13 protein-coding genes are annotated in these 13,278 nt (G+C 68.4%); 7 read left to right on the top strand and 6 right to left on the bottom strand.

Translation table 11 applies throughout. The annotated features are described in order from the left end of the window. Position 1 precedes the first annotated feature (1 nt). Entirely contained in the window at positions 2-700 is a 699-nt protein-coding gene (locus tag AC5P8U_RS12000; RefSeq protein WP_111007697.1) for a TorF family putative porin, read from the top strand. Here AC5P8U_RS12000 and AC5P8U_RS11995 read toward each other — a convergent pair. Further along, positions 697-1,845 carry an MFS transporter gene (locus AC5P8U_RS11995; protein ID WP_194434067.1) on the bottom strand — a complete coding sequence of 383 codons (1,149 nt, stop codon included), beginning with the start codon at positions 1,843-1,845 and terminating at the stop codon, positions 697-699. The two genes, AC5P8U_RS12000 and AC5P8U_RS11995, sit on opposite strands and share 4 nt — an antisense overlap. Positions 1,846-1,987: 142 nt before the next feature. Here AC5P8U_RS11995 and AC5P8U_RS11990 point away from each other — a divergent pair, with 142 nt between their 5' ends. Further along, on the top strand, positions 1,988-2,875 hold the full coding sequence (locus tag AC5P8U_RS11990; protein ID WP_188241600.1) for a LysR family transcriptional regulator: 888 nt from the start codon (positions 1,988-1,990) through the stop codon (positions 2,873-2,875). Here the strand turns inward: AC5P8U_RS11990 and AC5P8U_RS11985 are convergent. Then, positions 2,844-3,311, bottom strand: coding sequence for a YehS family protein (locus tag AC5P8U_RS11985; protein ID WP_005420526.1), 468 nt, complete (start codon positions 3,309-3,311; stop codon positions 2,844-2,846). The genes AC5P8U_RS11990 and AC5P8U_RS11985 overlap by 32 nt on opposite strands. Before the next feature lie 83 nt (positions 3,312-3,394). On the opposite strand from AC5P8U_RS11985, the gene AC5P8U_RS11980 reads away from it, so the two are divergent. Then, positions 3,395-3,883 carry a hypothetical protein gene (locus AC5P8U_RS11980; protein ID WP_072168706.1) on the top strand — a complete coding sequence of 163 codons (489 nt, stop codon included), beginning with the start codon at positions 3,395-3,397 and terminating at the stop codon, positions 3,881-3,883. 87 nt (positions 3,884-3,970) lie between these two features. Then, on the top strand, positions 3,971-4,723 hold the full coding sequence (locus AC5P8U_RS11975) for an SDR family NAD(P)-dependent oxidoreductase (protein ID WP_111200532.1): 753 nt from the start codon (positions 3,971-3,973) through the stop codon (positions 4,721-4,723). A gap of 99 nt (positions 4,724-4,822) precedes the next feature. On the opposite strand, the gene AC5P8U_RS11970 is transcribed toward AC5P8U_RS11975, so the two are convergent. The 4 genes from AC5P8U_RS11970 to AC5P8U_RS11955 form a co-directional block, all read right to left on the bottom strand. After that, positions 4,823-5,710 (bottom strand): SPOR domain-containing protein, encoded by an 888-nt coding sequence (locus tag AC5P8U_RS11970; protein ID WP_088497606.1) that lies wholly within the window; start codon positions 5,708-5,710, stop codon positions 4,823-4,825. 21 nt (positions 5,711-5,731) lie between these two features. After that, positions 5,732-7,420 (bottom strand): arginine--tRNA ligase, encoded by a 1,689-nt coding sequence (gene argS, locus AC5P8U_RS11965; protein WP_072168704.1) that lies wholly within the window; start codon positions 7,418-7,420, stop codon positions 5,732-5,734. 113 nt (positions 7,421-7,533) lie between these two features. Then, on the bottom strand, positions 7,534-8,238 hold the full coding sequence (gene radC / locus AC5P8U_RS11960; RefSeq protein WP_014035697.1) for a RadC family protein: 705 nt from the start codon (positions 8,236-8,238) through the stop codon (positions 7,534-7,536). Positions 8,239-8,308: 70 nt separating this feature from the next. Next, complete coding sequence (locus AC5P8U_RS11955) at positions 8,309-8,935, bottom strand: response regulator (protein ID WP_072168702.1); 627 nt, start codon at positions 8,933-8,935, stop codon at positions 8,309-8,311. Positions 8,936-9,134: 199 nt separating this feature from the next. Between AC5P8U_RS11955 and coaBC the strand changes: the two genes are divergently transcribed. Genes coaBC through AC5P8U_RS11940 form a run of 3 tightly spaced genes read left to right on the top strand, consistent with a single transcriptional unit; the run spans position 9,135 to position 13,255 of the window. After that, positions 9,135-10,424 carry a bifunctional phosphopantothenoylcysteine decarboxylase/phosphopantothenate--cysteine ligase CoaBC gene (coaBC, locus tag AC5P8U_RS11950; protein WP_061478746.1) on the top strand — a complete coding sequence of 430 codons (1,290 nt, stop codon included), beginning with the start codon at positions 9,135-9,137 and terminating at the stop codon, positions 10,422-10,424. Then, positions 10,421-10,894: a dUTP diphosphatase gene (dut, locus tag AC5P8U_RS11945; protein ID WP_061478745.1), complete on the top strand. Its 474-nt coding sequence runs from the start codon at positions 10,421-10,423 to the stop codon at positions 10,892-10,894. The genes coaBC and dut overlap by 4 nt, the downstream gene beginning before the upstream one ends. A 12-nt stretch (positions 10,895-10,906) precedes the next feature. Next, entirely contained in the window at positions 10,907-13,255 is a 2,349-nt protein-coding gene (locus AC5P8U_RS11940; protein ID WP_495214160.1) for a phosphomannomutase/phosphoglucomutase, read from the top strand. The last annotated feature ends 23 nt before the right edge of the window (positions 13,256-13,278 follow it).

Below are 13,278 nucleotides of genomic sequence, written 5' to 3'. Positions count from 1 at the left end.
AGTGAACAGCAAGGGGATGATGGCGGCGCTGGTGGCCGCCCTGGCAGGGCTGCTCGGGATCGGCAGCGCGCAGGCACAGGTGCAGGCCAGTGGCAGTGCTGCATTGACCAGCGACTACGTGTGGCGTGGCAGCTCGCAGAGCGATGGCGACCCGGCGGTGCAGGCCGGCGCGAAGGTCTCGATCCCGTCGGGATGGTACGCCAGCGTGTGGGGTTCGAACGTTTCGTTCAAACCGGACAATGGCGCGCGCAGCGAGTTCGACCTGGTGGCGGGCTGGTCCGGCGCACTGGCACCGGACTGGAGCCTGGATGCCAACCTGACCCGTTACGTGTACCCGGGCACCGGCCGCGCGCTGGACTGGACCGAGCTCAACACCACGTTGACCTGGAAGCAGCGCGCCTGGCTGCAGGTCGCCCATTCCAACGATGCGTTGGCCGGTGGCCATCGCGGTACCTATGCCCAGCTGGGTGTGCGTGTGCCGTTGCACGAACGCCTCCGCCTGGAAGCAGCGGTGGGCCAGTACTGGCTGGCCACCGCGCAGGGCCCGGACTACCTGCATGGGCAGCTCAGTGCCATCGCCTCGCTTACCCCGGCATGGGAACTGCGCGCCACCGTGCATGGCACGGACAACGCAGCCAAGCGCCTGTTCCCCGGCAACGCCGGTGGGCGATGGGAGCTGGCGCTGCAGGGCAGCTTCTAGTCGGCCAGCGACGCCTGGCGCGCACGCAGCGCGCCGGGCAGCCACAGCAGCAGGGCCAGCACGGCCACGGCGGCACCGGCCACGCAGACGCCGGTCCAGCCGAAGCGCTGGTAGACCTGTGCAGACAGCAGCGAGCCCAGCGAGCCGCCGATGAAATAGCCGGTCATGTAGCCGGCATTGAGGCGGTTGCGTGCTGCCGGTTGCAGCGCGTAGATCAGGTTCTGGTTGCTGACGTGCAACAGCTGCGCGGCCAGATCCAGCACCACCACGCCCAGCAGCAATGCCAGCAGCGAGTGTGCGGACAGCCCCAGCGGCAGCCACGACAGCAGCAACAGCGCCAGTGCAATGGCGGTGGCACGCCCGGTCTGGCCACGGTCGGACATGCGACCAGCCAGACCCGCCGCCAGCGTGCCGGCCGCACCGACCAGCCCGAACAGGCCGATGGTGGCGTCGCTGTAGGCGTACGGCGGTTGTGCCAGCAGGAATGCGAGCGGGGTCCAGAAGATCGCGAACATGGCGAAGCTGCAGGCGCCCAGCAGCGTACGCTGGCGCAGCACCGGTTCCTGCACGAACAGCACGCCGATCGAGCGCAGCAATGCGAAATAGCCAAGGCCGGCGCTGTGGTGGAATCGCGGCAGGCCGCGCTGCAATGCCAGTGCGGTCAGCACCAGAGTGGCAGCGGCGATCGCATACACCAGGCGCCAGTCGCCCAGGCTGGAAAGCAGGCCGGCCACGGTACGCGCCAGCAGGATGCCCAGCAGCAGGCCACTCATCAATGTTCCGACCACGCGGCCGCGGTGTTCCGGCGCGGCCAGCGTGGCGGCGAACGGCACCAGTACCTGGGCCACCACCGAAAACAGGCCGGTGATCGCAGTGCCCACCAGCAACCAGGTCAGCGACGGTGCGCAGGCACTGATCACCAGTCCGCCCGCCGACAGCAGGCTCATCACCACGATCAGGCGGCGGCGTTCGAACAGGTCACCCAGCGGCACCAGCAGAATCAAGCCGGCGGCATAGCTCAGCTGCGCGGCGGTAACCACCATGCCGACCTGGCCGAACGGCACGCCGAAGGCGTCGGCGATGGTGTGCAGCAGCGGTTGCGCGTAGTAGTTGCTGGCCACGGCCACACCGGTGGCGACCGACATCAGCAGCACCTGCCAACGGTGCAGAGGGGGAAGGGACGGGCTCACGCGATGTTCCAGGAAGCGGGGGCACAGTGTCCGCCTGCTGCGAGCATGATGGAAATGAATCATCATCATCCATGCCATCTGAAAACAAGATAGTTGTATGAACCTCAAGCAGCTCGAGTTCGCCGTGGCGCTGTCCGAAGAGGGCAATTTCACCCGTGCCGCCGAGCGCTGCCACGTGGTGCAGTCCGCGCTCAGCCACCAGATCGCCCACCTGGAACAGGAACTGGGTGCCACGCTGTTCGAGCGCCTGCCGCGCCAGGTGCGGGCCACCGCCGCCGGCGAGGCGTTGCTGGTGCACGCACGCCAGGTGCTGGCCAGCCTGCGCCACCTGCGCGCCGACGTGGCCGCCGTCAGTGGCGAAGTGCGTGGGTTGCTGGCCATCGGGCAGATTTCCTCGCTGACCGGAATCGACGTTGTGGCGATGCTGGCGGCGTTCCAGCGCGTGCACCCGCAGGTGGAGTTCCATTTGCGCGTGGACAAGAGCGAGGACCTGATCGCGCAGGTACAGTCGCGCGCGCTGGATGTGGCACTGGTCGGCCTGGCGCCTTCGGCAGCGCTGGACGGTGTCTGCCATCAGGTGCTGCAGGAGGAGGATCTGGTAGCGGTACTGGCGCCATCGCACCGGCTGGCCGGGCGCAAGCGGCTGCCATTGGCCGCACTGCAGGATGAAGCATTGGTCGACTTCCCGCGCGGCACCGGCGCACGCCGTCAGACCGATGATGCTTTTGCCGCAGCCGGACTGCCGCACACGGTCCGTTTCGAGGTCAACCTGATGGAACTGGTCGAGCGCTTCGTCCGCCATGGGTTGGCGGTCGGCATCGTGCCGGCATTGATCGCCGATGGGTTCCAGGGCGTGGTGCAGATTCCGCTGCAGCCGACCCCGACCCGGCGCGTGCACCTGGTCTGGCAGCGCCTGCCGACACCAGCGGCGCGGGCGTTCGTCGACGCCGTGCTCAGCCGCGCAGGCGCAGGCTCAGGCCCTTGAGGAAGTTGCGCAGCATCTGGTCCAGGCAACGCCGGTAGTTGGCGTGCCCGGGTTGACGGAACAGCGCGCCCACTTCCGACTTGGAGACATTGAAACCTGCGCTGGCAAAGATCTCCATCAGGTCCACGTCGCGCAGCTGGAACGCCACGCGCAGCTTCTTCAGCACCAGGTTGTTGTCGATGCGGGTTTCCACTGCGCGCTGCGGCTGGCTCTCGTCACGGCCACGCAGGTGCACGATCAGGCCGTCGAGGAAGTGCGCCAGCGCGCTGTCGTTCATCGCCTCGAAACCGGCTTCGTCCTCGCGGCGCAGCCAGGCCTTCACCTGCCCGGTATCCACGGCAAAGGCCGGGTCGGCCATCTGGCACAGGGCGACCACGTGCTGGTCACCCAGGTCCAGGGAATAGCGCACGCTGCGCAGGACATCATTGTTGATCATGGCCCATTGTACCGGCCCCTGGCGTGTCACCGGACTGTCATCGAACTGCAGCATCGTGAGCACTCGTTCGCTGGGACCCTTGCATGCGCCGGTATCTGTTTTCCGCACTACTGCTCGCCGGCAGCTTCGCTGCCTTTGCCCAGGACCGCTTCGTACCCGTCGAGCGGCGCCTCAGTGCATCCCAACTGGCCGAGGTCGGGCTCAGTCCAGCGCAGTTGCAGGCGTTGAACCGGGTACTGCGCGAGGCAGAGAGCACGGCCGCCGCGTCGACGGCAGCGGTGGCCCCGGTCGCTGCGCCGCTGCCTGCCAATGTGCCGGCACCGCCAGCAATGCATCTGGGCCTGGATGACGAACCGGTCAGTGCCCGTGTGGTCGGAGAGGTCGCAGGCTGGCAGCCCGGCACGCTGTTCACCCTTGATAACGGCCAGCAATGGCAGGTGATGAAGGGACAGATGAAGCTGCGCAAGGTGTTGCAGTCGCCGCAGATCGCCGTTGTTCCAGGAATTGCCGGGCGCTGGTTCCTGCAGGTCGACGAAGACCTGCCCAAGGCCAGAGTGTTTCGCGTGCGTTGAGCCGGGGGGACGACTGGACGGCGGGCACCTCAGGACGGGCCGGGAATGCCAGAATGGGCGTCCGGTTTTTCCCCCTGGAGTTGCCTGATGACCCGCACTGTCCTGATTACCGGCGCCACGTCCGGCTTCGGCGCCGCCGCCGTCCACCGCTTCGCCCAGGCCGGCTGGAAAGTGATCGCCACGGGCCGCCGCAGCGAACGCCTGCAGCCGCTGGTCGAGCGCTACGGCAAGGACGTGGTGCACGCCGCCGCCTTCGACATCCGCGATGCGGTGGCGATGGAGGCGGCCCTGCTGGCGCTGCCGCCGGCCTTTGGCGAGATCGACCTGCTGGTCAACAACGCTGGCCTGGCGCAGGGCACCGCGCCGGCACAGAGCGCCACGCTGTCGGACTGGACCACGATGATCGACACCAACATCACCGCGCTGGTGACCCTGACCCATCGCCTGCTGCCGCAGCTGGTGAAGCGCAAGGGCGCGATCATCAACATCTCGTCGGTGGCCGGCGTCTACCCGTACCCGGGGGGCAACGTCTACGGTGGCACCAAGGCCTTCGTCAGCCAGTTCTCGCTGGGCCTGCGTTCGGACCTGCACGGCACCGGCGTGCGCGTGACCACGATCGAGCCGGGCATGGCCGAAACCGAATTCACCGTGGTACGTACCCATGGCGATCAGAACGCCTCGGACAAGCTGTACAGCGGTGCCAACCCGATGACCGCCGAAGACATCGCCGAGCAGATCTTCTGGGTGGCCAGCCTGCCGCCGCACCTGAACATCAACCGGCTGGAGCTGATGCCGGTCAGCCAGTCGTTCGCCGGATTCCAGGTCGCCCGCGAGGGCTGACCGGAGTCGTAATCGCTTTTTGTAGAGTCGAGCCATGCTCGACTCTACAGAAACAAGAAAGCCGGGCACTGCCCGGCTTTTTCATTCACATCGGCAGGCTTACTGCGCCTTGATCGCCATCGCCTGCAGGCCGGTGCCATCCAGCTTCTGCTTGGCTTCGGACAACTCGCCGGCACTGCCGTACGGGCCCATGCGCACGCGGTACACGGTCTTGCCGTTGATCTGCGCCGACTCCACGCGTGCCGCCAGGCCCATCATGGCGAGCTTGGCCTTGGTGGCTTCGGCGTCACCGGAAGCACCGAAGGCTCCTGCCTGCAGGATGTAGCGGGCGTTGTCGGCGGCCGCCGGTGCAGCAGCGGATGCCGGCGGTGCCGACGCGGCGGGCGCGCTTTCCGCGCGCGGCGCTGGAGTGGCGGCCGCCGTGCTGGCCGACGGGGTTGCCGCGGTCGGGCGCTCGTTCAGCGGTGCCGGCAGCGGACGGTTGGTCGCGGTTACCGGCGCAGTGCTTGCGACGCTGGCCGTTGCGGTCGGTGCCGGCGTGGCCGTACTGGCCGGCGGTACCGGCTTGCCCTCCAGCGCGGCCTGCGCGCGCGACGCTTCGGCCTTGGCCCGGCGCTGATCCTCGGCGCGCGCGCTGGCGGCCAGTTCGGCGTCGGACATTTCCACTTCCTTGCCCGGCAGCAGGGTGTAGAAGTCGTACTGCGTCGCGGCGGGCTTCTCCGGTTCGGCCGGCTTCGGCGTGGCCGGCTGCGCGGCCGGCTGGCTGCCGACATCGCTGTCGGCATCAGCGACCGGGGCCGGCTGCGCGTTCGGGTTCGGCTGCGGACCGGCACGCAGGAAGCCATCGCCTTCGCCCTTGAACAGGTTCGGCGCCGCCAGGAACACCACGGCGGCGATCGCCACACCGGCCACCAGCCACACCCATCCGGGGGTGCCCTGGCTGCTGCTGTTGCGTCGTGCCTGGGTTTTGCCGCGTCGTGCTGCCATGTGTACTGCGTCTCCTGATGCTTACATTTTTTCCGGGGCACTCACGCCCAGGAGTTCGAGGCCGTTGGCCAGCACCTGGCGCGCCGCGCAGGCCAGGGTCAGCTTGGCGTTGCGATCGGTGGCGTCGTCCACCAGCACCGGCGTCCCGTGATACCACGTGTGGAAGGCATGCGCCAATTCACGCAGGTACTGCGCCACCAGGTGCGGCTCCAGCGCCACGCCGGCCGCTTCCACCACTTCCGGATACCGCGAGATCTCGTTCATCAGCCCCAGCGAGGCATCGTCGGCCAGGCGGCCCAGATTGGCCAGGCCATTGCCCTGCTCGTACACAAGACCCTTTTCCTGGGCCTGGCGCAGCAGGCTGCAGACGCGGGCGTGCGCGTACTGCACGTAGAACACCGGATTGTCGTTGCTCTGCTGGCGGGCCAGGTCGATGTCGAAGGTCAGCTGCGAATCGGGCTTGCGCGCGATCAGGAACCAGCGGGTCGCATCGCGGCCGGCCTCCTCGATCAGGTCGCGCAGGGTGAAATAGCTGCCGGCACGCTTGGACAGCTTCACTTCCTCGCCGCCGCGCATGACGGTGACCATCTGGTGCAGCACGTATTCCGGCCAGCCCTGCGGGATGCCCACTTCCAGCGCCTGCAGGCCGGCGCGTACGCGCGCCAGCGAGCCGTGGTGATCGGCACCCAGTTCGGTGATCGCGCGCTCGTAGCCGCGCTGCCACTTGGACAGGTGGTAGGCCACGTCCGGTACGAAGTAGGTGAAGGTGCCGTCGGACTTGCGCATCACGCGGTCCTTGTCGTCACCGAAATCGGTGCTGCGCAGCCACAGCGCGCCGCCTTCCTCGTAGGTGTGCCCGGAGGCCTGCAGCTTGGCCACGGCCTCGGCGACCTTGCCATCGGTGTACAGCGAGCTTTCCAGGAAGTAGATGTCGAAGTCGACGCCGAAGGCGGCCAGGTCCAGGTTCTGCTCGTTGCGCAGGTAGGCCACGGCGAAGCGACGGATCGACTGCATGTCGTCCGGGTCCTTGGCGCCGACCACCAGCGTGCCTTCCAGGTCAACGCTGGCGCCGGCCATGTAGGCGCGGGCAACATCGGCGATGTACTCACCGCGGTAGCCGCCTTCCGGCCAGCCTTCCTGGTCCGGCGCAATGCCCTTCACGCGGGCCTGCACCGACAGCGCCAGGTTCTCGATCTGCACGCCGGCGTCGTTGTAGTAGAACTCGCGCTTGGCGTTCCAGCCGTTGGCATCGAGCACGCGGGCCACGCAGTCGCCGATCGCCGCCGCGCGGCCATGGCCGACATGCAGCGGGCCGGTCGGGTTGGCCGACACGTACTCCACGCCCACCGTGCGGCCGTTGCCGGACAGGTTGCGGCCGTAGTCGTGGGCTTCCTTGATGACCGACGCGGCTTCGCGCTGGTACGCAGCCGGAGCCAGGTGGAAGTTGATGAAGCCGGGGCCGGCGATCTCGACCTTGCTGACGTCCTCGCTGCGCGGCAGCGCCTCGACCAGCGCCTGAGCCAGTGCGCGCGGATTGCTGCGCGCGGCCTTGGCCAGCAGCATCGCGGCGTTGGTGGCGAAGTCGCCATGGTCACGGGTCTTCGGGCGCTCGACCACGAAGTCCGGCGGCAGGGAGTCGGCGGGCAGGGTGCCATTGGCGCGCAAGGCTTCGATGCCTTGGCTGATCAGGGCGCGGAGGAGATTTTTCACGAGGCCTGCTGTGAGAATGAGCGGCGGAATCGCCCATTTTAGCGCAGATACCCGCGCCCACGCTGACCAGAACATGCCTGCGGGGGTTCCTGCCCGGCCCTGGTCAGGCCCGCTCAGCCGAACAGGCGTGGCTGGGGCGGGGACAGCAGGCCCCGTTCAGCAAACGAAACGGGGCGGCCTTCGCCGACCACGAAGTGGTCCAGCAGGCGTACGTCCACCAGTGCCAGCGCCTGCTGCAGTTCATCGGTGATCCGGGTATCGGCGCCGGAGGGTTCCGGGTCGCCGGAGGGGTGGTTGTGGCTGAGGATCACCGCTGCCGCATTGTGCAGCAGGGCTCGCCGCACCACCTCGCGGGGGTAGACCGGGGCGGCATTGATGGTGCCCTGGAACAGTTCCTCGCAGGCGATCAGCCGGTGGCGGTTGTCCAGGAACAGCGCCATGAAGATCTCGCGGGCCTGGCCGCGCAGGCGGTGCTGCAGGTAGCGGCCGACCGCGGCCGGGTTGTTGCCGACCGCCTCGCCCTGCTGAAGCTCGGCGGCCAGGTAGCGATGGGCCAGTTCCAGGCCGGCGGCCAGTGCACAGCTTCGTGCCGGCCCCAGCCCCGGCAACCGGGCCAGCTCGCGGGCCGGGCGGTCCAGCAGCACGCGCAGCGGGCCATGCGCCTGCAGCAGGTCGCGGGCGGTCTGCACCGCGTCGCGTCCACCGAAGCCGGAGCCGAGAAACAGCGCCAGCAGCTCTGCGTCGGACAACGTGGCGGGGCCGCGGGCGATCAGCTTCTCGCGGGGACGTTCCTGCTCGGGCCAGTCATGGATGGGCATGCCTGCATCATCGCCAGCGCGGGTGATGCGTCCCATCAGGGCAGGACGCACGCCCGGGTAGGCTGTTGCCTCAGTCGCGTCGCGACTGCAGATAGGCGAACAGCTCCTGGTTGTTCTGCAGCCCCAGCTTGCGCTTGGCTTCGGCCTTCTGCCGGCTGATCGTTTTCGGGCTGCGGCCGCAGTGGACGGCGATGGCGTTCACTTTCAGCCCGGCGGCCAACAGGTCCAGCACTTCCTGTTCGCGGGCCGACAGCGCCGCCGGCTCACGCGCGAACATCAGGTCGCGCGCCTGCAGGTGGTCGCGCAGCTGCTGCGAGACGAACACCTGCCCGGCCATGGCCGCGTTCAGGGCCTGCGGCAACTCGCCGAAATCGGCGCACTTGTCGACCAGGCCACTGACACCTTCACGCAGCAGGCCATCGAGCAGGCCGGGGTGACGGGCGCCGGTAAGCACCACCACGGGCATGCCCGGGTGGCGTTCGCGCAGCTCAGCGATCAGTTCCGGGCCATCCGGGCCGGTGCCCGGCATGGAGAGGTCGGTCAGCACCGCGTCGCAGCCGTGGTGCTCGACCAGCTGCAGCAGCTGGGCGCCGTCACGCGCGCTGCCGACGACCTCCATCAGATGGGTCTGCAGCACGATGCGGATGCCGTGCAGGACGACGGGATGGTCGTCGGCGATGATGATGCGCGGGTGCACGCGGAATCCTCGAAAAGCGAAGCGGCACACCTGCGGTGGCCACTGACGATTCTGCAAACGTGGCCGGCCAACAGGTATAGGAAAGTTCCGAATCGCAGTGTCTTGAACCCCGGAAGCGTTGTGGCGCAAGTCCCATCTGCTGATAGCCGCCCGCTATGTGTGCCGTGTACCGGGACATTGCCGACCATCGGGTAAGCTAATGCCCTCGTTTGCACAGGAATTCCAGGTGGCTGACTCCCCCAACGCTTCCCCCGCGCCGGCCCGCGCGCTGGAAGGCCAGAAACTGCTGTTGTGCGTCGGAGGCGGGATCGCGGCCTACAAGGCCCTGGAGCTGGTGCGGCGCCTGCGCGATGCCGGTGCCCAGGTGCAGGTGGCGATGACCGCCGGTGCCCAGCAGTTCGTCACTCCGCTCAGCTTCCAGGCCCTGTCCGGGCAGCCGACCCGCACCACGCTGTGGGACAGCGCCGCCGAGCAGGCCATGGGCCACATCGAGCTGGCCCGCTGGGCCGACCGCATCGTGGTCGCGCCGGGTACCGCCGATCTGCTGGCGCGGCTGGCCCAGGGCCATGCCGATGACCTGGTCAGCACCCTGTGCCTGGCCAGCACCGCACCGCTGACGATCTGCCCGGCAATGAACCACCGGATGTGGCTGCATCCGGCTACCCAGGCCAACATCGCCCTGCTGCGCCAGCGCGGTGCGCAGGTGATCGGCCCGGTCGATGGCCCGCTGGCCGAAGGTGAATCCGGTCCCGGCCGGCTGGCTGAACCGGGCGACATCGTGGCCGCGCTGGTGGCCAATGGCGGTACCGCTGCGACGGTTGCCGCGCCGGAAACCCGTGCCCTGCAGGGCTTGCGCCTGCTGATCAGTGCCGGCCCGACCTACGAAGACATCGATCCGGTGCGCTACGTCGGCAACCGCAGCAGCGGCAAGATGGGCTTTGCCCTGGCCGCTGCCGCCGCCGCGCTGGGTGCGCACGTGGTGCTGGTCAGCGGCCCGGTCCAGCTGCCGACGCCACCGGGCGTGCAGCGCATCGACGTGCGCTCGGCCGCGCAGATGCGCGATGCCGTACTGAAGTCGCTGCCCGCCGACATCTATATCGGTGCCGCCGCAGTGTCCGACTACACCCCGCGCCAGGTCGCCGCGCAGAAGCTGAAGAAGACCGCCGACAGCCAGTCGCTGGTGATCGAGCTGGTGCGCACGCCGGACATCCTGGCCGAAGTCGCCGCGCAGACGCAGTCGCTGAAGCTGGTGGTCGGCTTTGCCGCCGAGACCCACGACGTGGAGAAATATGCACGCGGCAAGCTGATCGACAAGCGCCTGGACCTGGTGATCGCCAACCAGGTCGGCATCAGTGGCGGTGGTTTCGAGAGCGACAACAATGCCGCCACGGCCTTCTGGCAGGACGGTGAACAGGTATTCCCGGCCACGTCCAAGCGCGAACTGGCCGAACAACTGCTGGCGCTGATCGCGCGGAGACTCCAGGCATGACCCAGGCATCCCTTTCCCGGCCGCTGCAGGTCAAGCTGCTCGATCCGCGCTTTGGCGACAGCTGGCCGCTGCCGGCCTACGCCACCGAAGCCAGCGCCGGCATGGACCTGCGCGCGGCGCTGGATACCGCACTGACCCTGCAGCCGGGCGACACCGCGCTGGTGCCCAGCGGCCTGGCCATCCACATTGCCGACCCGAACCTGTGCGCGGTGATCCTGCCGCGTTCGGGGCTGGGCCATCGGCACGGCATCGTGCTGGGCAATGGCACCGGCCTGATCGATGCCGACTACCAGGGGCCGCTGCTGATCAGCGTCTGGAACCGTGGCCGCGAGGCCTTCACCATCGAGCCCGGCGATCGCATCGCGCAGCTGGTGGTGGTTCCGATTGCCCGCGTCAGCCTGCAGGTGGTGGATACTTTCACCGACAGCGTGCGGGGCACGGGTGGATTCGGCCATACCGGGGTGCGTTGACAGGGGACATCGATGAGCGGCATCGGGGAAGGACAGCGGGGACGGTCGTTGGGTCGCAGTGCACCACTACTGGGGGTGCTGCTGATCCTGCTGGCCGGCTGGTTCGGATGGAGCGCGGTGCAGCAATGGCGGCAGGAGGCCAACGGCCAGGCGCTGGAAGAAGCGCGCGACCAGGCCGTGCAGGGCCTGCAGCAGGCCGCTGCTGGCCAGTTGCAGCAGCTGCAGCAGCAGTTGAAGAACGATCGCGTGCAGCAGGCGCTGCAGGCCGGCGATGCCGCTGCAGCGGCGCTGGCCGTGCGCGAGAGCTGGACCGGGGTTGAGCAGGTCGAGGTGCTGACGGCCGATCTGGCCAACGCCTATGCCGATCCGGCCACCTTCGGGTATGCACGCCTGGCCCTGCTGGAAGCGGCGGTGGCTGAGGGCAAACCCAGCCTGCGCGTCGTCCGCGATGGTGGCAGCAATCGCCTGGGCCTGGCTGCGCCAGTGCAGCTGGGCAGCCTGGGGCCGGCCGTGATCTATGTCCGCCAACCGCTGCTGCGGCTGACCTCGCCGCTGGACCAGGTGCGTGCGCCGTCCGCAGGCTTCCTTGGCCTGCGCCAGGGTGGCTTCGATCTGGTCACCCAGGGCGACGCGGGCCTGTCCGAAAGCGCCGAAGCGCTGGCGCGCCCGGTTGCAGGCACGCCGCTGCGACTGGTCGCGTCGGTACCGAATGTCGACGCCGGTCCGCTGGGCCTGGGCGCGCTGGCCAGCGCCATTGTGGCGTTGCTGCTGGCGTTCATTGCCGTGTTGCTGGTGGTGGGACGTGACCGACTGCCGAAGTCGCTGCCCTTGCCACGCCGCGCCGCAGCGTCCGAGGCCGACCATGGCCCGACCCTGAGCGAGAGCCTGCAGCAGGCGCCGCCACCCGTGGCCGCTGTGACCGGCAGTGGCGATGCCGCGCCACCGCCGCCACCGCCGGTGCCGGCCGAGGAGCTGGCCGCCGGCATCTTCCGCGCTTATGACATCCGCGGCGTGGTGGGCAGTGAACTGACACCGAAGACCGCGGCGCAGATCGGCCAGGCCATCGGCACCGTGGCACTGGAGCAGGGCCTGCGCGAGGTGGTGATCGGTCGCGATGGCCGCCTGTCCGGTCCCGAGCTGACGGCCGGGCTGGCCGAGGGCCTGCGCCGTGCCGGCTGCGCGGTGATCGACATCGGCCTGGCGCCGACCCCGCTGGTGTACTACGCCGCCTTCCATCTGCGTACCGGCACCTGCGTGGCAGTCACAGGCAGCCACAATCCGCCCGAGTACAACGGCTTCAAGGTGGTCATTGGCGGCGAGACGCTGTCCGGCGATGCCATCACCGATCTCTACCAGCGCATCGTCGAGGGCCGCCTGGCGCAGGCCGCCGAGCCCGGTGACTACCAGCAGCGCGATGTCAGTGCCGACTACATCCAGCGCATCGCCGATGACGTGCAGCTGGACCGCCCGCTGAAGGTCGTGGCCGATGCCGGCAATGGCGTGGCCGGTGCGCTGGCGCCGCAGCTGCTGGAAGCGATCGGCGCCGACGTCATTCCGCTGTACTGCGATGTCGACGGCACCTTCCCCAACCATCATCCCGACCCGAGCGAACCGGCCAACCTGGAAGACCTGGTGCAGACGGTCAAGCGCTTTGGCGCCGATCTCGGCGTGGCCTTCGATGGCGACGGCGACCGGCTGGGCGTGGTGACCGGCGAAGGCCGGATCATCTACGCCGATCGCCTGCTGATGCTGTTCGCTGCCGATGTGTTGATGCGCAATCCGGGCGCGATGGTGATCTACGACGTGAAGTGCACCGGCAAGCTGTCCGACCATGTGCTGCGCAACGGTGGCAGCCCGCTGATGTGGAAGACCGGGCATTCGCTGATGAAGGCGAAGATGCGCGAGACCGATGCCGAGCTGGCCGGCGAGATGAGCGGCCACTTCTTCTTCAAGGAACGCTGGTTCGGTTTCGACGACGGTCTGTACGCCGCTGCGCGATTGCTGGAGATCCTGGCCCAGCGCGAGGAAACCCCGGACGAGGTGCTGGGCGAACTGCCGGAAATGGTCGCCACGCCGGAGCTGAAGGTACCGGTGGCCGACGGGACGCCGCATGCCCTGGTGGCGATGCTGGTGGCGGCGGCGCAGTCGCCGGACAACCCGTATGTGGGTGGCCGCATGTCGACCATCGATGGGCTGCGCGTGGACTTCGCCGATGGCTGGGGCCTGGTGCGTGCCTCCAATACCACGCCGGTGCTGGTGCTGCGGTTCGAAGGCAACGACGAGGCCGCACTGGAACGCATCCAGGCCCTGTTCCGCAGCCAGCTGCAACCAGTGCTGGGCGACACCCCGCTGGGGTTCTGACCCCTTTGGAAGCTGCAGCAGAA

This window comes from Stenotrophomonas sp. YJH_SMC_81 (genome assembly GCF_059370875.1).
This window is presented reverse-complemented; position numbering and strand designations above follow the sequence as displayed.